Below are 19699 nucleotides of genomic sequence, written 5' to 3'. Positions count from 1 at the left end.
AAAAGTAGTTTTCAAAGATGCCTCTAATCGCAGTTTCTATTTGGTATAGTAGCCAGCATTTCCTTGGTCAATAGAATTATGAAGGGAAGCATTCAATCCGTTCGCAATTAAATTGGCCATATCTTCAATAAATACATCAACCTCTTTGGGTGTAACCATTAAATTATGTCCGATAGGCGATAGAACTTCATAAATTAACTTTCTTTTTTCTTCATCCTCTAGTGTGCCAATCATTCCCAAAAATGTCTTTCGGTGCTTTTCTTCGGGTAAATCCTCGTCTGTCAGTTTACGGCGCTCACCAAAGCTCATTCCAGCTGGTGCAAGAGCCCTCGAAGGACGATTACCCTCCCTGAGCTCTTTTCCAAAATGCTTGAGGATAAAGTCAATCGTATCACTTGTAATTGATACCGCATCTACCACCGTTGGAACCCCAATCGCAATCACAGGGATTCCTAAAGTTTCCTTGCTCAATTCTTTTCTTTTATTCCCCACCCCTGAACCCGGATGGATTCCTGTATCAGAAATCTGAATCGTTGAATTAACCCTCTCAATTGAACGTGAGGCTAATGCGTCAATAGCAATAACAAAATCCGGTTTAGTTTTTTCAACAACCCCAAAAATAATATCGCTCGTTTCGATCCCAGTTAACCCCATAACACCTGGTGAAAGTGCGCTTACAGACCTGAAGCCTTCTTCAACATTCTCTGGTTGAAGTTGAAAAAGATGCCTTGTAACCAGTAAATTTTCGCAAACCATCGGTCCAAGTGCATCAGGGGTTACATTCCAATTCCCCAGACCCACCACTAGGCATGAATCTGTTTTTTTAATTCCCGTTCCTTCTAAAAAGTAAGCAAACTCTCTAGCAAAAATCTCTTCAACCTTTTGTTGGACCTCTGTGTTCTGCTGGCGGATTCCTTGAACTTCGACGGTTAAATATCTTCCCGCCTTTTTTCCAAGCTGCTGTTCACCTTGTTTGGTTACTTCAACAAGTGAAATTTTTATATCATCAACATCTTTTTCCTTAATAATGACTCCTTCAATTTGCGACAGATCTTTCTCTTCTCCAACTGTTCCTCTTTGCTGGGAAATAACCATTTCCCTTGCTTCAATCGCCAAATCCGTTCGAATAGAGTATTGACTCAAATCTATTGACTCACTCATTTATACTCACTCCTATCAAGAATTTCCTAAATTATAGAAACTATTTCCTATTTTTACCCTTTCCGTTCTAAATCATGCAAATGATATAAAAGCAGGGTGAGCATTGCTTAACTTCAGTCCATTCATTGTAAAAAATATATTTTAGGTTTTGCGGCGCTTTTCCCCTTTTCATAAATCAAGTATTGCAATATAGACTTTGATTTGATAAAATATTTCATGTTCTGATTAATTTTTTAGGAATGTTAAGTCGAGTTCATATAGTGTCTCGATTCTTTGTAGGAGGTGAAAGTAATGCCTAATATTAAATCCGCTATTAAACGTGTGAAAACAAGCGAAGCTCGTAATGCTCAAAATACAACTGTTAAATCTGCAACTCGTACTGCTGTTAAGAAAGCAGAAGCTGCGATTTCACTTAACGATGCTACAGCTGCAAAAGAAGCATTAGTAACTGCTGCTAGTAAATTAGACAAGGCTGCTGCAAAAGGTCTTATCCACAAAAATGCTGCTGCTCGTAAAAAATCCCGTCTAATGAAAAAGACAAACGCGCTATAATTAAAGCGTAAAAAAAAACGATTCCCGTCAAAAGGAATCGTTTTTTTATTTCTTCAAATGAAATAAAAACATTTCAATTAATAAGGATTTATTCATGCCGCCTGTTTTCATTTGGTAATCTGCTTCAGCTAGAAGATCGATTAAATGGGCTAATTCTTCATCTGTAAATTTATTCGCTTGTCCAAGTGCGAGCTTGACACGGAAAGGGTGTGTTCTCAGGTAACCAGCAATTTGCTGTTGTCCATATCCCCTTCTTGAAAGCTCCTTGACTTGGTAAATTAATCGAAACTGTCCTGCTAGCAACGCCAAAATCTTTATCGGCTCTTCATTTTGTTTTAGCAAATCATAATAAATCCGTAGAGCCTCATCCAGTTTTCGTTGAACTACTTTTTCGATAAGTGTAAAAATATTCTGCTCTAGGGATCGTGCCACCAGCTTCTCCACAAGTGTCACATCAATTTTTCTTTCATCAGCTGCATATAAGGCTAATTTATCCATTTCACTGCTAATCATAAACATATTCGTTCCAATTAGTGCAAGTAACTGATCAATGGCATCTAGTTCCATTTCAATCCCGCTGTACTTCGCCCTGTCTTGTACCCAATTCCGTAAATCATGTTCATTTAACTTCTTAGCTTCAACTACCTCGGCAGTTCTTTTTAACTCTTTTGTTATTTTCTTTCGTTCATCCAATTTTTCATAGGGAGCCGATATAACTAAGACGGAATAGGGTGACGGCTCTTTTAAATATTTTTCGAACCTAGCTAAATTATGCACAGCCTTTTCCTTTGATTTTTCTGCAGTTAAAAAAACAGGATTATGTAAAAAGATTACTTTTTTTTCACCTAAGAACGGAAAAGTTTCCGCATCTTCAATAGCAGCCTCAATCGGTGTCTCTTCTAAATCATAACTTGCAAAATTAAAATCCATCTCTTCTTCGGTTAGAATTTGGTTAAGTAATAATTGCTTTGTTTCATTAATTAAAAATGACTCTGTTCCAAATAATAAATAAATAGGAGCAATTTCCTTCTTTTTAATCTTTTTCCAACTACCCATTACCATCTGTCAGCGCTCTCCTTCTTTCCATTCAATCCTATGGTAAAGAAGCTTGGACATTTTGACAAGTATTTTTAAAGGGAATTAGCAAGGTGCTAATTCCCAATCTATAATGAACGCCTGCAATAGAAGCCCTAGGATATTCTATTGTCTGGCGGAGTTCCTTAAGTAATTATAGTGTAGCCGTTTGGCGGTCGAACTATTTTGACAACTCTTGTCAGTTAAGGAAAGCAATTTGAAGTATGCTGGATTTTTTTTCGATAATGACTTATACTATATTGTGAAATAGGAGGGGTAGACAGTGAACGAATTTGAAAAAGATGTGCAAAGTAAGCGAAACGACGCAATTGATTCTGGGGTAGGATTTGGGGTTTCATTTGGTTTTTTTGCTATTATGTTTATTGTTGCAACAGTCATTAAGGTAATCGGTTCGTAATGTTTGGCTACATATGTGTAAGCTAGAAGACTGCATTGCTGCAGTCTTTTTATTATTTTTGTGATGCTCTATCCTATGGTATGTACGGCAAAAAGGTTCCATTTCCATGATAAAATTTATAGGTGATTGCTCCTTGCAGGTCTGTACGATAAATAATTGTCTTCGTTTTTGCTAACCTATCCAGCACCTCTTGATGTGGATGACCAAAACGATTATTTTCCCCTGCTGAAATTAATGCTATTTTCGGGCTAATTTGCTTAATAAAAGATTCGGCACTGGAAGTTTTACTGCCATGGTGTCCCGCTTTTAATACATCAATCTGTAAATGAGGATATTTTTTTATAATTTTCTCTTCTCCTTCTTGATCTAGGTCCCCTCCAAAAAACCAACTTGCTCCACCTATTTGAGCAATAAAAGCAATCGATCCGCCATTTCTTTCCCCAGCATAATTTTTTTCAGGTGAAAGGATATAAAATGGACTCTCTTCATTCGACCAATGATCTTGAGCAGACACTTTTAAGACTGGAATTTTCTGCTTCTTCGCCTCCTTAATAATATTAAGCTCAGTTGTCGAGGGTTCAGCAACGGAAGGCATCAGAATTTGTTTTACCTTCAGCTCTTTCATTATTGAAAATGTCCCGCCGATATGGTCCATATCCCCATGCGTTAAAATGAGTTTATCAATTTTGGTAATTCCTTTTCCTTTTAAAAATGGAACTACCACATCCCGACCCACTTCAAATTCTTTTGCCCGTTCTCTCCATTTTTCTTCACCAAAATTTACTGTTCCCCCTGTATCAATGAGATACGTTCCTTTTCCATGAGGAAACCGGATTAGAATACTATCCCCTTGTCCAACATCGATCATTGTTACCTCCCCATAAGGATCAAGCCAATTCCAACTGAGTTGAGAAAACATTAACAATCCACTGAAAATAAATAGGTAAATTCTTTTTCTGGAATAAGTTCTTGCTTCCCAAAGATTAAATATAGCTAGTAACAGGAAAATATAATCTATGAGTAGCACCAAATTTGGCCGTCCTGGTATGAAATGAAAAAATGAGATATCAGCCAGATAATCGATAAATTGGTTGGCAAGACTAATGATGGTTAAAAAAAGTTTAGTTACGATCAAAGGTGTTTTTCCAAAAATAAACTGAATGAAAAACAAAAGATATAAACCTGGAAGATAGACAAATGAAAATAGTGGAATATAGACCATGTTGGCGAAAAGACCAATAAATGAAGCTTCAAAATAATGATAGAGCAGGAAAGGAAGTGCTGCTAACTGGGCAGCCAATGAGGTCACAAGCATTCGGGTTATATTTCTTTGATAACTCTGGAGAATATAGGGTGCAGACAAAATGATGACCAGACTTACGGAAAAGGACAGCTGAAAGCCCGCATCAAAAATCACCATTGGACTAATAAACAAATAGATGTTAAAAGCTAAACTAATGGCATCAAGTGGAAGCAGCTTCAGCCTTGCTTGCCACTTTACTGTGAGGAGGACAAGAAATATCATCATTACTGAGCGATTAACAGATGGCGATGCTCCAGTCAGTATGACATAAATCGGAAGAAGGACCAACAGTATGTTTATCATCGATTGTTTTGTGAGTCCAGACCTAATGCCTAAATAAAAAACCATTGCGATTAGCAAGGAAACATGGAGCCCAGAAATCGCAAGTAAATGGACAAGGCCCGTTTTTTGGTAAGCTGATAATACATCTGGGTCAAATAAATTTTGATCACCAAATATTAATGCGGCCGATAAGGCGGCAATTTCGACGGGAAAGTGGGATTCAAGATATTTAATGCCAGTGTATCGAAGTTGTTTAAATATGACCAATGGTGAGGGTTTTTGCGGGGCACAATTTTGCAGAGGATTTTCTTGAATTTCAATAATCCAAAAAATCTGCTTCCTAGCTAAATAATTTCGATAATGAAATGCATTGGGGTTTTTGGCGATTTTTGGTTTTTCTAAAGTACCTGACACTCGGCATAAATATTGATAATATTTTTTCGTTTTTAACCCCTCTTTTTCCAGTTCGGATTGAATTTTGTAGCGTACTAGAACTTTCTCTTTATATTGTTGTTCAGTAGCCTTCACTTGAAATAAGTCACCGTCGATTTTTGGGTCTTGCGTATACTGCAAATAGAAGGTTGAAGTGGACGCGGGGATAACAGTGAAATTGTTTGAGGCGGAATGATGACCGATCCATAAGAAGATTATAAAACATCCTGCAATACTCCATAACTGTGTTGTAGTAAATCTTTTGTAATTAAATAGAAAATATAAGAAAAGGAGTTGTAAGAAGAAGAAAGGGAAGAAATTAACGAGAGAACTTAGTACTCCGAATAAGGCGGCAATAGCATAATAAAAATATTTTCCATTCATTTGTTTTCTCCAGTTTAAGGGATTTTTTAAGAGGAAGAGCCGGCATAAGCCGGCTTCTGGTTGGAAAAATTATTGTGAAACCTTACGTAGATCAATCACTGACTCATTTAGTGCAACCTTTTCAATAGAAACGTTTGCCTGGTGGAAAAGTTCAATAGAATAAGGATGGTTTTTATAATCCTCAGCATAATAAACTGTTTTAATTCCAGCTTGGATTATTGCTTTACAACATTGTAGACAAGGAAAATGAGTAACATAAATTTCCGCATTAGCTGTCGGTACCCCAAATTTAGCACATTGAAGCAAGGCATTTATTTCGGCATGGATCGTCCTAACACAATGATTGTCGATCACGTAACAGCCTTTATCAATACAATGGTCGCCACCCGTTATCGAACCGTTATAGCCGCCAGCAATAATACGTTTATCTCTAACGATAGTAGCACCGACTGTCAGCCGTGTACATGTGCTTCTCAGTGCGAGCAAATGGCTTTGTGCCATAAAATATTGATCCCATGAAATTCTCTCCATTTCTCCCACTCCTTTTTGTATACTCTTCTTCTACAAGTTTAATCACCCTTGTCCTAGTAGGTCAATTATTGTTTTTCTAAATAGAGATTAAATCTTTTAATTTTTCGAAGGTTTTATCTCCGATCCCACTTATATTCTTTAAATCTTCAACAACTTTAAATGGACCGCTTGTATTTCTGTATTCTACGATGGCTGCTGCTTTAGCTGGACCGATGCCAGGAAGATTTTGCAGTTCTGTCTCATCGGCCTTATTAATGTTAATTTTCGCTGTCTTTTGATCGCCTACAGATGAAGAGGGGGTGCCTCCAAATGAAATCGGTGCTGTCTCGCCCTTTGCAGGTATGTAAATAATCATTTCATCCTTGACATGCTCCGCGAAATTCACCTGCCCCTGATCAGCTTTATCGGTTAAACCCCCAGCTCGGCTTATTACATCAATCACTCTTTCATCTGTATTCGCTTGATATACTCCTGGTTGTTTGATTTGGCCCTTCAAATCGACCATTATTTTTGCGGGAAGTTCGGGCTGTTTATCGGGTTGGGTATTTTCTATACCATTTTCATCTGTTTGAATCTTTTCTTCAAGACTTAGGGTATTGACGGGGGACGGTTTACCATAATCACTGACATAAAAATAATAAAAACCACTTATTGCAATAAAAGCACCAATAACTACTGAAATCTTATGTTCAATCAACCAGTCTTTCACCTTAATCGTTCCTTTCTAAAGGTATATTTCACTTTCTGACTTCATATGGTTATAAAAGAATATTGCATGCGAGGAGGGTCGGAACAATGAATATAGGTATTATCGGTACAGGTAATATGGGGAGGATGTTGGTTGAAGCCCTAATTGAAGGAAAAGCAATTTCCCCCGCATCGATGATCATAACTAACAGAACAAAATCAAAAGCCTTATTACTTAAGGATAGATATAGGGATATTAAGGTTAAATCCACTCCAAGAGAAGTCGCGCTAGAGTCCGACTTGGTATTTGTTTGTGTCAAACCTTTAGATGTATATAAAATCTTAGATGAAATGAAATTGCATTTAAGCCCAGAAAAATGTTTGATATCAATAACGAGTCCTATCAGTACAAGCCAAATTGAAAAAAAGATTCTTTGTTCGACCGCAAGAGTAATCCCAAGTATAACCAATCGAGCATTAGCTGGGGTGTCTTTAATTACCTATGGTGAAAATTGTAGTGATGTATGGAAAGCAAAAATCGAGGAATTAATTACTAAAATTTCGGTTCCAGTCCATATTGACGAAAGTATAACCAGAGCTGCCTCTGATATCGTTAGCTGTGGCCCTGCCTTCTTTAGCTACCTGCTTCAGAGTTTTATCAAAGCAGCAGTAAAAGAGACAAAAATTGATGAAAAGAAAGCTACGATTATGGCTAGTGAAATGATAGTTGGTTTAGGTGAATTATTAAAGCAAGGGCATTATACCTTAGCGACATTACAAGAAAAGGTATGTGTAAAAGGCGGGATTACTGGTGAAGGAATTAAAGTACTAGATAATGAACTCGGGGACGTCTTTGAACATATCTTCCAGGCTACACAAGCAAAATTTAAAGAAGATCTTGATAAAGTGGAATCACAATTCTCTAATTATTAATTTCGTCATTAACTGACATTATTCCTTTTTTTTCATTTAAAAAAGCCATCTTTTTTTTAGATGGCCTTTTTATTTTTTCTTACAACAAAAAAAATCCTCTCTGATTGGGAGTGAGGTTCAGAGCTTTCAAAATCTGCGCTGACTTCCAGGAGGTCAAAACCAGCTTCCATTAACCAGTTTGAGTATTGCTTAATTGAATATGTACGTTGAAAATGCAGTTCATCGTAGCGTTCGTACTTTCCCGTCCCTTCGTCCAACACGAAAAAACTCAGCTCATGTTCAACACTATTTGGAGTTTCCCCTGCAAAGCTATTCCAGATAAAGGAAACTACTTCTTCACTGGAAGCGTAGGTTTGATTAATAAATAGATGGTCTATTTTATAAATGGAATGGACATCAAATATAAAAATTCCTTCATCAGTCAAATGTTGAAAGACATTTAAAAATGTAGCCTTTACGTCTTCCTCTGTTTGCAGATAATTTAACGAGTCACATAAAATACTTATCACATCAAACTCTGCCTGACCTTCCAAGTGAGCCATGTTTTGCTGAAAAAACGGAATTCTAATCCCTACATCTTCGGCTTTTGCCTGCGCTACCGCTAACATATCCTCAGATAAGTCGACACCCGTTACTGAAAATCCATCTTGGGCTAACCTGACGGACAGTTCGCCGGTGCCACAAGCCAAATCAAGTAAACGAGTGCCAGACACATTAAATTTCGCGCATCGATCTTTGACAAACTGGACCCATTCCTTATAGGGTGCATCCTTCATTAGCTCATCATAGAGGTATGCGAATTGTTGATAACTCATGTATTTAACTCACTATGAATATCTTCCATTGGTGCATCGCCCCATAACCGCTCCAACTTGTAATAACTTCTTTCATCACGATGAAATACGTGGGCAACCACATCGCCTAAGTCAATCAGAACCCATCTTGCTTCATCAAAGCCTTCAATTCTCTTGACTTCATATCCATTTTCTTGTGCTTTTTCTTTCATTTCCCTTGCTATTGCTTGAACTTGTTTATCCGAATTACCATGACAAATGATAAAATAATCTGCAATAAGGGAAATTCCTTTCATATTTAAAGCAAGAATATCTTCTGCTCGTTTGTCATCTGCAGCTTTTACAGCAATTTTAAGTAGCTCTTGATTATCCATTAATCAATCCTCCAGTTTTTTTATTAGATCATTGTACGTATAGAATGTATCAGGGTATACAGTTTGATTCTTTTTCATTAAGAAGATAATGGTATTTTTGATTGCCATTATTAATGCTTGATCTAAACTCTCTTTGGCCACTGCTCTTACTTCATCCACACCTGGAAAGTGGCGGCCCGGTTCAATGTAATCAGCCAGATAGATAATTTTTTCCATTAGTGTCATCGCCGGCCTACCAGAAGTATGATAGCGAATAGCATCTAGCACCTCCGGATCCCTAATACCTGCTTCCTTTTCCACTAAATACATCCCAGCAGGTGCATGCCACAATTCCGAATTAAAATGAAGCAAATCCTTGGGAAATCCTTGATTGGAAATGATTTCACTCATCTCCTCTTTCGGACGAAATTTCGCATAATCATGAAAAATAGCAGCTAGCTCAGCCTTGTGTACATCTCCGCCGTACTGCTTTGCAAGAGAAATAGCTGTCTCCATAACACCTAAAGTATGCTGATAGCGATGGTCTGTTAATTGTTCTTTAACAAGTTTTAATGCCGCTTCACGTTCCATATAAATGCTTCTCCTCAATATATTGAATGACTGGGTCAGGCAGTAGATATCGAACCGTCCTTCCGTTATTTACCCTATCCCGTATCATACTTGAGGATAGATCAAACGCAGGTACATCCACGTAAAGGATAGGGTAATCGGTTTGATTACTATACTTGGGTCTTTCAACACCTACAAATTCAACTAGGTTAACCAGTTCGTCAATTTTATGCCATTTTGGCAGGTACTCAATCATGTCCGCCCCAATTATGAAATAGAATTGATGAGCAGGATAGAGGTCATTAATCATTTTCATCGTATCGACAGTATAAGAAGGTCCTTGCCGATGAAATTCAATGGTTTCGACTCTAAATGCAGCATTACCTTGGATGGCTAGTTCGAGCATATTCAATCGGTCTTCATTTTTAATCGACTCCGACTTTTTCTTATGGGGAGGCTCTTGGTTTGGCATAAACCAAATTTCATCCAGTTGAAGGGTGGAGAGAACCTCATTTGCAATTAAAAGATGTCCGTAATGCGGAGGATCAAAGGTTCCTCCCAATATTCCCACCTTCTTCATGCGCTCGACTCCTTATACTTCCAATTATGGAAGCTTGATTGTTTTCTTTTCTACAGACTCTTTATAAAGGACGATGGTATTTCCGATTAATTGAACAATATCCGCACCAGTTCCCTCTGCTAACTGTTCCGCAACGACTGTTTTATCTTCTTCACAGTTTTGCAGAACACTGATTTTAAAAAGCTCCCTTGCTTCGAGAGCATCAGCTATTTGCTTAATCATATTTTCGTTGACTCCGCCTTTACCTACCTGAAAAATAGGATCTAAGTGGTGAGCTTTTGAACGTAAAAATCTTTTTTGCTTGCCTGTTAACATGTTTTTCCTCCTAGTTGTTTTAGCACATTATCTCTCATTCTGTTTACATCCGGGAAAATTCCTGTCCATTTTTCAAAAGCTAGTGCTCCTTGATATACAAACATATCTATTCCGTTCTGGATGCTTGCTCCATTAAGACGTGCCTCTTTTAAGATTTGTGTTTCAATCGGATTGTAGATTATATCACAAAAGACTGACTGTTTCCTTAAATTATTTAGAGCGATTGGCTGCTCATAAATTTTCGGGGACATACCGATCATTGTGGTTTGAATAACTAAATCATATTCCCCCAATAATTCGTACGCCTCATCAAACGAACAAGCACTAGAGGAAACGGAATAGGGGCATTCGTTGATTAGAGAAACCGCCCTCTCGATCGTTCGATTTGCAATGTCTAATTTACGAGGGTTTTCCTTTGCTAATGTAAAGTAGATCGCTCTTGCAGCACCGCCTGCACCGATAATAAGAACCTTTTGATCAGCAATTTTAGGCACTAAAGAAGTTAACCCTTTTAGAAAACCTGGACCATCAGTGTTATAGCCAATTAACTGACCATTCTCATTCACAACCGTATTGACCGCTCCGATATTTGCGGCTAATTCATCTATACCATCCAGAAAGGGAATAATGTTGCTCTTATGTGGTACTGTTACATTAAATCCACCGACTCCCACCGCTTTTAAACCCTTGACAGCATCATGTAAATTCTCACCCTTCACATGAAATGGTAAATAAACGGAATCCATGTTATAAAAGGAAAATAAATCATTAAGCATAAACGGAGACATTGAATGTCCGATTGGATCCCCCAAAACAGCAAATAATTTCTTCACCCGTATTCCCCCACCCATTAAAGCACTCTTTTTATATTAATGATTTTCGAATTAATGCTTGTACTCCTTTAGGTACATAAGCAGCTACCTTTGCACCAGGCTCGTTGACAGTAATCCAGCCAAGGCCAGAGAATACAATATCTGTTTTAGCTTCTTTAATGATAAACTCCTGTTTTACTAACTCTGGAAAGGAATCTAGCTGGTCCATTCGCGGAGGAGTTAACATTTCCCCCACATGTTTTTCATATAGTTCATCAGCATTTTCAATTTTTGTCCTGTGAATATTCAATTCATTTGAAACGTAACAAACAAAGGACCTGCGGCCGCCGCTAATATAATCAAAACGAGCTAAACCACCAAAGAAAAGGGTTTGTCCCTCATTTAGTTGAAAGACTTTTGGCTTAATCTCTTTTTTAGGGGTGATTACTTTTAAATCGCTCTTATCTACAAAATGGGCCATTTGATGATGGTTGATGATACCTGGAGAATCAATTAATGATTTTTCATCATCAAGTGGGATTTTGATAATATCTAAAGTCGTTCCTGGAAAATGGGAAGTGGTAATCACATCCGCTTCACCAGTTACCTCTTTAATAATTCGATTGATAAACGTTGATTTCCCAACATTCGTACAGCCCACTACATAGACATCTTTACCGTTGCGATATTCATCAATGGCCGCTGCAGTTTCTCGAACAAATAACCCTCTTGCAGCACTTACTAGGAAGACATCTTCAGGCTTTAATCCAAGTTCTTTCGCTTCATGTTTCATCCAGTGAATTAATTTGCTATGCTTCACAGACTTAGGTAATAAATCGACTTTGTTTCCGACAAGAAGTACTTTATTACCGCCTACAAAACGGTGCAAACCAGGGAGCCAGCTGCCATTAAAATCAAATATATCTACAATCATGACAATTAACGCATCAGACTTACCCATTTCATTTAAGATTTTTAAAAAATCATCGTCAGTTAAGCTAACATCTTGAACCTCATTGTAGTGCTTCAGACGAAAACAGCGCTGACAAATAATCATCTCCTTTTCCAAGGCAGATGACGGTGCATATCCTAGTTCTTCTGGGTTTTCTGTTTGAACTCTTACTCCACAACCCATACATATATGTTGATGTTCACTCACACATTAATCCTCCCATTGAAGCATACCTTTTTTTCGAAACCAATTTAAAATTCTTCTTTCAGCAAAACGGTTAAATTTTGTCCAAAAGCCGTCCGTCTGTGCAACAGGGACTACCAAGATGGTATGAAACCCGCCCCTGTTTCCGCCAAGTACATCTGTCAGGAGCTGATCTCCAACTACTACTGCTTCTTCTTTTTTAATTCCCATTTGAGAAATTGCTTTGTGAAAAGCTACTGCAAACGGCTTTCTGGCCCTAAAAATAAAGGGAATTTTGAGTGGATCTGAAAAAGCTTTGACTCGTTCTTCATTATTATTAGAAACAATGGTAACGAGGATATTATGTTTTCTAATTTCCTCAAACCATTTTATTAATTGAGGGGTTGCATTAGGACGGTCCCATTCAACTAACGTATTATCTAAATCCGTAATGATTCCTTTAATCCCTTTTGCACTTAATTGCTCAGGGGAGATATCGAGAATGCTTTTTACATGTTCATTTGGTAAAAATTGTTTTAACACTAAGCTAACACCTCATTGACTTCTAAATATTACGTTTCATCTATTTTTACTTGTACCATCATAACCAATTTTAACCTTTGTTTCAAAGATTAAAATTAAATTGATAGTAATCTTATTATCCATCAAATCATGATAATAATGATTTTTTAATATTACTGGATAAATGCGGGTTAAATGTTTCAAATTTGTGGCGATAATTTAAAAACATATAAATACTTTTCGACAAATTCCGCATTTCCCGCTATTGTGGATAAAGTTATTAACATTATACCCATTGAATCATACACTTTTCATGATTTTATAAACAAAGTAATCACAAGTTATCCACCATAATCTGTGGATAAACGGAACGATTGTTCTACAGGAATAAATTTGGTAGATTTAGGGTACACCAATTGAACATACCATTTTATGTTTATACTTCCTATAAAAGAACACTTTATTTTCAAATCGGAGGTGAATCTTGCCGTGCGGAAACTATCAGATGAGTTATTAATTGAATCATACTTTAAAGCAAGAGAATTAAATCTCAGCCCAGATTTCATCGGTCTTATTGAGTCAGAAATGCTTCGACGTTCTTTATTCCATAAAATAAAAATGTCTTCGTAGATTATCAAAGCCCAAATAGGGCTTTTCTTTTTGTCCACTTACTTTGATAACTCTCATTTTTTAATTTTCTATTTCGTAAAAAAACCGATTTTTTCTCCTACTTTAATTTCTTTCGGTGTTTGAATGTTAGAATCGACTTGATAGATACCCTTTTCGAATAGCAACACAACAGTTGAGCCGAAACTAAAGTACGCCATTTCTCCGCCCTTTACCAACTCCGATCCCTTATGTGTGGTTTCAATTGAATTAACAAACATAGCCCCTACCTTGACAATAGCCACATGACCAAAATCGGTTTTCACTTCGGTGATCACTCGATAGTTTTTTGCAAGAGTTCGAACCCCGTATTTTAACCCCAGCTTGTTGACTGGATATGATTTCGAACCAAGCGTCCACTGTTTAGTGACGATCCCATTAACCGGGCTGTGAATGCGGTGATAATGGCTAGGGCTTAAGTAAAGAATCATATATGTACCATGTAAATACTTCGCTAACAGCTTTGAATCCCCAAGCATTTCCTCAATCGAATACGTCTTGCCTTTAACAAGAATGTCACTCGATTCAGTAATTGGTCCTACATCTTCTATAACCGCATCAACTGGACTAACAACTGCAACTTCACTTTGATCGATTTCTCTTGCCTCTTTTTTTAAGGTTCGAACGAATAAATCATGAAGCGTTGGGTATTCTGACAAGTCCTTCTCCATTTCAGCTTGGTTCAAACGGTAGATCTTCGCAAAGGATGGAATCATGAAACGACTGACAGAAGAACGAGCAAACCTTCTTAGTATAACTGATGTCCACCTTCCATTTGTTAACTCAATCATTAGACGATAAAGCCCTTGAATCATCGTACTACCCCCAAATAGTGTAAAAATACTCTTTACGAAAAGTCATAAAACGCTTAATATTAAATATTATAGAATGGATTACAGAAATTAATTTCCCTCTTAGCTTTAAAAAAGGAGTGGTGTGGAGCATGTTTTTATTGGAAGTACTTGATCAAACAATTAAAAAACTTAAATTACAAACAGCTAATGTAATCACCTTAACAAACTTATCATTGGGCGGATTTGCAATAGTATTCGGGCTCCATGGCAATCTACAACTGAGCCTGCTGTTAATCTTTATTGCAGCCTTAGCAGATCGGTTTGACGGCATGGTCGCACGAAAATTTAATATCGAATCGGAATTAGGAAAGCAATTAGATTCCATGAGTGATATTATATCATTTGGCGTAGCACCTGCACTATTACTATATCAAGGAATTTTACATGAATTTGGCGGACCGGGTTCATTTTTCACCGTTTTCTACATTGGATGTGGTGCTTTCAGATTGGCACGCTTTAATATTACGGAAAGCAATGGATATTTTACTGGATTACCGATTACTGCAGCAGGATGCTTAGCAACCTTAAGCTTCTTAGCCATTCCTTATATTCCATCGCAATCATTCTTATTTATTATCATCATTCTATCATTCCTTATGGTAAGTTCATTTAAACTGAAAAAAGTCTAATTATTGCAGATGAGCATCAATCGTACCAATGATTGATGTTTTATTTTTTTCTAAATATAAATGTTTCCTTAAATAAAAAAGTTTATGGACAGACACAATTTCCCTTTTCCTTCATAGGAATTAATAATAGGCGAATTAGCTAAAGAAAACATGCCGACTGGCGAGTACTAAGTCGAAGACAGAGGCGATGTTGCACTTATGCGTTCAGAATTTATGAAAATAAATTCTAATTAGCCAAAAAAAACGGGGGTGGATGTGGATGTCTGGAATCTTAACAGCTCTCGGATATTTGATGAAAGAATTTTTATTCCTTGTTTCCTATGTAAAAAATAATGCTTTTCCTCAACCCCTATCTGCTGCAGATGAAAGAAAATATCTTCGTTTAATGGCAGAAGGGGATTCACATGCGCGTAATATGTTAATTGAACATAACTTACGATTGGTCGCGCATATAGTAAAGAAATTCGAAAATACTGGGGAAGACTCTGAAGATTTAATCTCGATTGGAACCATTGGACTCATCAAGGCAATTGAGAGCTACTCAGAAGGGAAAGGCACAAAGTTAGCAACCTATGCCGCACGCTGTATTGAGAACGAGATATTAATGCATTTAAGGGCCCTCAAGAAAACAAAAAAAGATGTCTCCTTACATGATCCGATTGGTCAAGATAAGGAAGGAAACGAAATATCATTAATTGATGTGCTGAAATCCGAATCTGAAGATGTCATTGACACGATTCAGTTGAACATGGAGCTTGAGAAAGTAAAAAAATACATTGAAGTTCTCGATGATCGTGAAAAGGAAGTCATCGTTGGACGATTTGGTTTGGACTTAAAAAAGGAAAAAACACAACGGGAGATTGCTAAAGAACTAGGCATATCCAGGAGCTATGTTTCCAGGATTGAGAAACGCGCCTTAATGAAAATGTTCCATGAATTCTACCGTGCAGAAAAAGAGAAGAAAAAAAAATAGCATAAAAACAGAGCTGAGATTTATTTCAGCTCTGTTTTTCCATTAATCATAGGATTATTCCATTTAATCCCGCCATCAATAGATTCATATAAATCATTCTTATAGGTGGTGAAGGCGATTTGTTTTGGATCTTTAGGATTTACTGCTAAATAAGTAATTGGATTATCATAATCAAGAAATGGAAATGCAATATTTTTTTGTTCGCCAGTGTCAGGATTGAGTGTTTTTAATAGGACTTTCTTATTTTCAACACTCGAAAATAAAATCGTATCACCACTAAACGTTAGTGCCGTTACCATAAATGGACCTGTAATCCGCTTCACCGTGTTCGCATTATCGGTTGAGTAATAAATACCGGTACGCGTCGACATGGCAGCAATATTACCATTCTTGGGATGAACAGCAATCATTCCATATGAATCAGCATCAAAATCCTTTAATGCACTTTTTTTCCATGTGTGTCCATTATCCGGAGAATAGTTTACACCCTGCCCTAGTTTATCATTAGGTTCTTCATTAATAACATAAAGGCCTTTTCCAGAATAACTAGCCCCCACGAAATGAAACAACGACTGACCATAGAAAGATAATTTACTGATGGCTTGTCCCTTATTCACACTTTTAATAATTCCTAATGGATCCTTTAGACCTGAACCTTTTTGAGGATGGCCACTAGCAATAAAGCCGTCACTAACTGCTTGAAAGCCAATATAATCAGATTGGTTCGTGGTGGGTTCAAACCATTTTGATCCATTATACATTTTAATACCATCATCTGTGGCTACATACAAAGAAATATCATTCCCTGGGTAACCAATTCCTAGGATTTGCTCCACTTTTATTGAGTTAGCTTGAACAATATCATAGTCTACTTTAGCTGCCTTTTCTTGTACTGGCTTCTTTTGTTCTTTATTCGTCCCACTGCAGCCTGAGGACGCAAGCAGCATAATCCCTGCCAGCAAAGTAAAAAAGCCTTTCCATGTTCTCTTCACTTTATTTCCCTCCATATTAAACTACGAGGTATTCGTTTATGAATCCTTATCCATCCACTTATACCCTAGTCCCCATACGGTTGTCAAATAATCATCCACAGGAAATTCTGTTTTCCGTAATTTATCTCGTAAATTCCTAACGTGCGAATCAATCGTCCGGTCCTCAGTAGGAGCTGAATATCCCCATATTGTTGTTAAAAGATGTTCACGGGTAAAAACTTTGTTCCGGTTTTTGAGCAGCAGTGCCAGTAATGCAAATTCTTTAGGTGTCATTGGGATATGCTGATTCTTAAAAGAAACATCAAAAGAATCTTCGTTCAATGTTAATCCATTAAAGTCAATTAATCCTGATTGGCCTGTTTTTCTTCTTAATACGGCATCAATCCGCGCTAGTAACTCCTCTTCATCAAATGGTTTTGATATATAATCATCGGCACCTATTTTTAAACCCTTTACAATATCAATTTTTTCACTTCGTGCGGTAAGCATGATGATTGGAATGTCCCAGTTTTTTCGAATAAGCGTACAAGCTTCCCACCCATCCATTTCTGGCATCATCACATCTAATAGGATTAGATCTGCTTTCTCCTCTTCCAAATAACGAATTGCGTTTAATGCAGAGGTCATTTTTACACAGTGATACCCCATGGGAGTTAAATAAAGGGATAGTAAATCTAACATTCTTGGTTCATCGTCAATGAGCAGTATTTTTTTCACTATTTCCACTCCTGCAAATATAAATCTAGAGTTACATTATACTACATCCTCCAGGAGAAATATGAAAATTTATGTCATGAATTACAGTACAATTTATCTTTCGGAAAGCGTAGTATATAGAATTTTTCGAATGATATCTATATAATAATGACGTACATACAAAAAGGGGGTAGATAGGAATGACAGCCACTCCATATTTAGATGTTTGGGACCTGGACGTAATTTTTAATGGGGGCAGTGAGTCCAAAGAATTTACAGACCACTTAAACCTTACCTCAGAATTAATTGAGGCTTTCCAAACTAACGTGAACAATTGGACACCACTCAATTCTATTGAGGATTCAAAACAACTTATAAAGTTGCTTGAAGACTTTGAGCAAGCTGCAAAAAAGCTGCGTCAGGCTGGTGCCTTTGTTGGATGTTTGCAAGCCCAAAATACCGAGGATAAGAAAGCCACTATTTTGGAAGCAAGAGTTACAAGCTTAAGTGCTGCTTTCCAGACAGCACTTAGTAAATTTGACAGTTCCTTGACTGCTATTTCAGATGAAGTGTGGACGAAGCTGTTAGCTGGTAAACACTTAAATGAACTATCATACATATTAACGGAACGGCGTGAACGTGCAAAAGATAAGCTCTCAAAGGAAGAGGAAGCCTTAATTAGTGCTCTTGGTGTGGACGGGTACCATAGTTGGGGCCAGCTGTATGATTTAATCGTTGGAAAAATAAAGATCTCTTTTAACGAAAACGGCGAAGCGAAACAGCTGTCTGTCGGCCAGGCATTTAACAAATTTTCAAGCCCTGATAGGAATGTTCGTGCAGAGATTTTTGAGAATTGGGAAAAGGCATGGGGGGAACAGGCTGATATTCTAGCCAAAACTCTTAATCATCTTTCCGGTTTTCGATTAAACGTATATCAAAAAAGAGGCTGGGAAGATGTTTTAAAAGAGCCGCTTAGCATCAACCGTATGGAACGAGGAACACTAGACACCATGTGGGCGGTCATTTCGGAAAATAAGCAAATGCTCTTGAAGTATCTAGAAAGAAAGGCGTCACTTTTAGGCCTTGAAAAATTGAGTTGGTATGATTTAGATGCGCCTTATGGAAAAACGGCATCAAAAGTTCCTTATCAAGAGGGTGCAAAATTTATTGAACAGAACTTCGCTATTTTTGGAGAGAAAATGGCTTCCTTTGCCCGTAAGGCATTTGAGGCACAATGGATTGAAGGAGAAGATCGTCCTGGTAAAGCACCTGGTGGCTTCTGTACTTTCTTTCCAGAAAGTAATCAATCGCGCATTTTCATGACATATTCAGGAACACCGTCCAATGTTTCAACATTAGCACACGAACTTGGTCATGGGTTCCATACATTTGCAATGAAGGGTGTTCATCATTTGAATCGCAACTATGCGATGAATGTCGCTGAAACGGCCTCCACCTTTGCTGAAATGATTGTGGCGGATGCAGCAGTGAAGAACGCTAAAAATGAAGAAGAAAAGCTAGTTCTGTTGGATGACAAGATCCAAAGAACGGTTGCTCTATTGATGAATATCCATGCCCGCTTCTTGTTTGAAACACGGTTTTATGACGAAAGAAAACAAGGGCCCGTAGCGGTGGAGCGTTTGAATGAATTAATGCTTGAGGCACAAAAAGAAGCCTATAATGATGCTTTAGAAGAGTACCATCCATTATTCTGGGCTTCGAAACTGCACTTCTTTATTACCGGAGTTCCATTCTATAATTTCCCTTATACCTTTGGTTTTCTATTTTCACTTGGCATCTACGCACAGGCTCTCGAGGAAGGCAAAGGCTATGAAGAGAAGTACATTAGGTTGTTAAGAGATACAGCCTCCATGTCCGTGGAAGACCTTGCAAAGAAACATTTGCAAGTCGACCTAACAAAACCAGACTTTTGGGAAAAAGCTGTAAGAATTTGTCTCGATGATATTGAAGAATTCTTGGAGTTGACAGACAAATAAAGCGGAAGCGCCCTGTTCAGCGGCGTATGGGCTGGAGCGCTCCAACTGAGATAA

22 protein-coding genes and 1 pseudogene are annotated in these 19699 nt (G+C 37.6%); 7 read left to right on the top strand and 16 right to left on the bottom strand.

What is annotated here, in order from left to right; genetic code table 11:
* Positions 1–36: 36 nt before the first annotated feature.
* Positions 37–1161, bottom strand: a complete 1125-nt coding sequence (gpr, locus tag V7121_RS12250; RefSeq protein ID WP_335496515.1) for a GPR endopeptidase — start codon at positions 1159–1161, stop codon at positions 37–39.
* Between the two features lie 291 nt (positions 1162–1452).
* On the opposite strand from gpr, the gene rpsT reads away from it, so the two are divergent.
* Entirely contained in the window at positions 1453–1713 is a 261-nt protein-coding gene (gene rpsT, locus V7121_RS12245) for a 30S ribosomal protein S20 (protein WP_335496517.1), read from the top strand.
* 45 nt (positions 1714–1758) lie between these two features.
* Here the strand turns inward: rpsT and holA are convergent, their stop codons facing one another.
* Positions 1759–2775, bottom strand: coding sequence for a DNA polymerase III subunit delta (gene holA, locus V7121_RS12240; RefSeq protein ID WP_335496519.1), 1017 nt, complete (start codon positions 2773–2775; stop codon positions 1759–1761).
* 295 nt (positions 2776–3070) lie between these two features.
* On the opposite strand from holA, the gene V7121_RS12235 reads away from it, so the two are divergent.
* On the top strand, positions 3071–3205 hold the full coding sequence (locus V7121_RS12235) for a YqzM family protein (RefSeq protein WP_026563518.1): 135 nt from the start codon (positions 3071–3073) through the stop codon (positions 3203–3205).
* 73 nt (positions 3206–3278) lie between these two features.
* Here V7121_RS12235 and V7121_RS12230 read toward each other — a convergent pair whose 3' ends face one another.
* From V7121_RS12230 to V7121_RS12220, 3 genes and pseudogenes are all read right to left on the bottom strand, one after another.
* On the bottom strand, positions 3279–5606 hold the full coding sequence (locus tag V7121_RS12230; RefSeq protein WP_335546699.1) for a DNA internalization-related competence protein ComEC/Rec2: 2328 nt from the start codon (positions 5604–5606) through the stop codon (positions 3279–3281).
* 84 nt (positions 5607–5690) lie between these two features.
* Positions 5691–6137, bottom strand: a pseudogene (locus tag V7121_RS12225) (ComE operon protein 2); the annotation flags it as partial.
* A gap of 76 nt (positions 6138–6213) precedes the next feature.
* Positions 6214–6834: a helix-hairpin-helix domain-containing protein gene (locus tag V7121_RS12220; RefSeq protein ID WP_335496524.1), complete on the bottom strand. Its 621-nt coding sequence runs from the start codon at positions 6832–6834 to the stop codon at positions 6214–6216.
* A 98-nt stretch (positions 6835–6932) separates the two neighbouring features.
* Here V7121_RS12220 and comER point away from each other — a divergent pair, with 98 nt between their 5' ends.
* The gene (gene comER / locus V7121_RS12215; protein ID WP_335546697.1) at positions 6933–7757 is read left to right on the top strand and encodes a late competence protein ComER; all 825 of its coding nucleotides are present in this window, start codon (positions 6933–6935) and stop codon (positions 7755–7757) included.
* A gap of 56 nt (positions 7758–7813) precedes the next feature.
* Here comER and V7121_RS12210 read toward each other — a convergent pair whose 3' ends face one another.
* Genes V7121_RS12210 through V7121_RS12175 form a run of 8 tightly spaced genes read right to left on the bottom strand, consistent with a single transcriptional unit; the run spans position 7814 to position 12859 of the window.
* Complete coding sequence (locus V7121_RS12210) at positions 7814–8572, bottom strand: class I SAM-dependent DNA methyltransferase (RefSeq protein WP_335496527.1); 759 nt, start codon at positions 8570–8572, stop codon at positions 7814–7816.
* Positions 8569–8925, bottom strand: a complete 357-nt coding sequence (gene rsfS / locus V7121_RS12205; protein WP_335496529.1) for a ribosome silencing factor — start codon at positions 8923–8925, stop codon at positions 8569–8571. Before rsfS ends, V7121_RS12210 begins: the two co-directional genes overlap by 4 nt.
* A 3-nt stretch (positions 8926–8928) precedes the next feature.
* Entirely contained in the window at positions 8929–9495 is a 567-nt protein-coding gene (yqeK, locus tag V7121_RS12200) for a bis(5'-nucleosyl)-tetraphosphatase (symmetrical) YqeK (protein WP_335496531.1), read from the bottom strand.
* Positions 9485–10054 (bottom strand): nicotinate-nucleotide adenylyltransferase, encoded by a 570-nt coding sequence (locus V7121_RS12195; RefSeq protein WP_335496533.1) that lies wholly within the window; start codon positions 10052–10054, stop codon positions 9485–9487. Before V7121_RS12195 ends, yqeK begins: the two co-directional genes overlap by 11 nt.
* Before the next feature lie 24 nt (positions 10055–10078).
* Entirely contained in the window at positions 10079–10369 is a 291-nt protein-coding gene (gene yhbY, locus V7121_RS12190; protein WP_335496535.1) for a ribosome assembly RNA-binding protein YhbY, read from the bottom strand.
* Entirely contained in the window at positions 10363–11202 is an 840-nt protein-coding gene (gene aroE, locus V7121_RS12185; RefSeq protein ID WP_335496538.1) for a shikimate dehydrogenase, read from the bottom strand. The genes yhbY and aroE overlap by 7 nt, the downstream gene beginning before the upstream one ends.
* A 31-nt stretch (positions 11203–11233) precedes the next feature.
* Entirely contained in the window at positions 11234–12340 is a 1107-nt protein-coding gene (yqeH, locus tag V7121_RS12180; protein WP_335496540.1) for a ribosome biogenesis GTPase YqeH, read from the bottom strand.
* A 3-nt stretch (positions 12341–12343) separates the two neighbouring features.
* Positions 12344–12859 (bottom strand): YqeG family HAD IIIA-type phosphatase, encoded by a 516-nt coding sequence (locus tag V7121_RS12175; RefSeq protein ID WP_335496542.1) that lies wholly within the window; start codon positions 12857–12859, stop codon positions 12344–12346.
* Positions 12860–13327: 468 nt separating this feature from the next.
* Between V7121_RS12175 and V7121_RS12170 the strand changes: the two genes are divergently transcribed.
* Complete coding sequence (locus V7121_RS12170; protein ID WP_335496543.1) at positions 13328–13468, top strand: sporulation histidine kinase inhibitor Sda; 141 nt, start codon at positions 13328–13330, stop codon at positions 13466–13468.
* A 68-nt stretch (positions 13469–13536) separates the two neighbouring features.
* On the opposite strand, the gene V7121_RS12165 is transcribed toward V7121_RS12170, so the two are convergent.
* Positions 13537–14319, bottom strand: a complete 783-nt coding sequence (locus tag V7121_RS12165) for a phosphatidylserine decarboxylase (RefSeq protein WP_335496546.1) — start codon at positions 14317–14319, stop codon at positions 13537–13539.
* A gap of 128 nt (positions 14320–14447) precedes the next feature.
* Between V7121_RS12165 and pssA the strand changes: the two genes are divergently transcribed.
* Positions 14448–14987 carry a CDP-diacylglycerol--serine O-phosphatidyltransferase gene (gene pssA / locus V7121_RS12160; RefSeq protein ID WP_335496549.1) on the top strand — a complete coding sequence of 180 codons (540 nt, stop codon included), beginning with the start codon at positions 14448–14450 and terminating at the stop codon, positions 14985–14987.
* A gap of 259 nt (positions 14988–15246) precedes the next feature.
* Positions 15247–15960 (top strand): RNA polymerase sporulation sigma factor SigK, encoded by a 714-nt coding sequence (sigK, locus tag V7121_RS12155; RefSeq protein WP_335496551.1) that lies wholly within the window; start codon positions 15247–15249, stop codon positions 15958–15960.
* Positions 15961–15980: 20 nt separating this feature from the next.
* Here the strand turns inward: sigK and V7121_RS12150 are convergent, their stop codons facing one another.
* A complete protein-coding gene (locus V7121_RS12150; protein WP_335496554.1) occupies positions 15981–16952 on the bottom strand; it encodes a F510_1955 family glycosylhydrolase in 972 nt (323 codons plus the stop codon).
* Positions 16953–16988: 36 nt separating this feature from the next.
* Positions 16989–17669, bottom strand: coding sequence for a response regulator transcription factor (locus tag V7121_RS12145; protein WP_335496555.1), 681 nt, complete (start codon positions 17667–17669; stop codon positions 16989–16991).
* 179 nt (positions 17670–17848) lie between these two features.
* On the opposite strand from V7121_RS12145, the gene V7121_RS12140 reads away from it, so the two are divergent.
* The gene (locus V7121_RS12140) at positions 17849–19645 is read left to right on the top strand and encodes a M3 family oligoendopeptidase (RefSeq protein ID WP_335546696.1); all 1797 of its coding nucleotides are present in this window, start codon (positions 17849–17851) and stop codon (positions 19643–19645) included.
* Positions 19646–19699 lie beyond the last annotated feature (54 nt).

Source organism: Neobacillus drentensis, from assembly GCF_036962125.1.
Lineage (GTDB): Bacteria > Bacillota > Bacilli > Bacillales > Cytobacillaceae > Neobacillus > Neobacillus drentensis_B.
Note: the sequence above shows the minus strand (reverse complement) of the source record. Positions and strands in the feature narration are given on the sequence as shown.

What these genes read in the sequence shown, in the direction of transcription:
- gpr (WP_335496515.1), bottom strand. Translation starts at nt 1,161, where the DNA reads ATGAGTGAGTCAATAGATTTGAGTCAATACTCTATTCGAACGGATTTG.
- rpsT (WP_335496517.1), top strand. Translation starts at nt 1,453, where the DNA reads ATGCCTAATATTAAATCCGCTATTAAACGTGTGAAAACAAGCGAAGCT.
- holA (WP_335496519.1), bottom strand. Translation starts at nt 2,775, where the DNA reads ATGGTAATGGGTAGTTGGAAAAAGATTAAAAAGAAGGAAATTGCTCCT.
- V7121_RS12230 (WP_335546699.1), bottom strand. Translation starts at nt 5,606, where the DNA reads ATGAATGGAAAATATTTTTATTATGCTATTGCCGCCTTATTCGGAGTA.
- comER (WP_335546697.1), top strand. Translation starts at nt 6,933, where the DNA reads ATGAATATAGGTATTATCGGTACAGGTAATATGGGGAGGATGTTGGTT.
- V7121_RS12210 (WP_335496527.1), bottom strand. Translation starts at nt 8,572, where the DNA reads ATGAGTTATCAACAATTCGCATACCTCTATGATGAGCTAATGAAGGAT.
- rsfS (WP_335496529.1), bottom strand. Translation starts at nt 8,925, where the DNA reads ATGGATAATCAAGAGCTACTTAAAATTGCTGTAAAAGCTGCAGATGAC.
- yqeK (WP_335496531.1), bottom strand. Translation starts at nt 9,495, where the DNA reads ATGGAACGTGAAGCGGCATTAAAACTTGTTAAAGAACAATTAACAGAC.
- V7121_RS12195 (WP_335496533.1), bottom strand. Translation starts at nt 10,054, where the DNA reads ATGAAGAAGGTGGGAATATTGGGAGGAACCTTTGATCCTCCGCATTAC.
- yhbY (WP_335496535.1), bottom strand. Translation starts at nt 10,369, where the DNA reads ATGTTAACAGGCAAGCAAAAAAGATTTTTACGTTCAAAAGCTCACCAC.
- V7121_RS12165 (WP_335496546.1), bottom strand. Translation starts at nt 14,319, where the DNA reads ATGATTCAAGGGCTTTATCGTCTAATGATTGAGTTAACAAATGGAAGG.
- pssA (WP_335496549.1), top strand. Translation starts at nt 14,448, where the DNA reads ATGTTTTTATTGGAAGTACTTGATCAAACAATTAAAAAACTTAAATTA.
- sigK (WP_335496551.1), top strand. Translation starts at nt 15,247, where the DNA reads ATGTCTGGAATCTTAACAGCTCTCGGATATTTGATGAAAGAATTTTTA.
- V7121_RS12140 (WP_335546696.1), top strand. Translation starts at nt 17,849, where the DNA reads ATGACAGCCACTCCATATTTAGATGTTTGGGACCTGGACGTAATTTTT.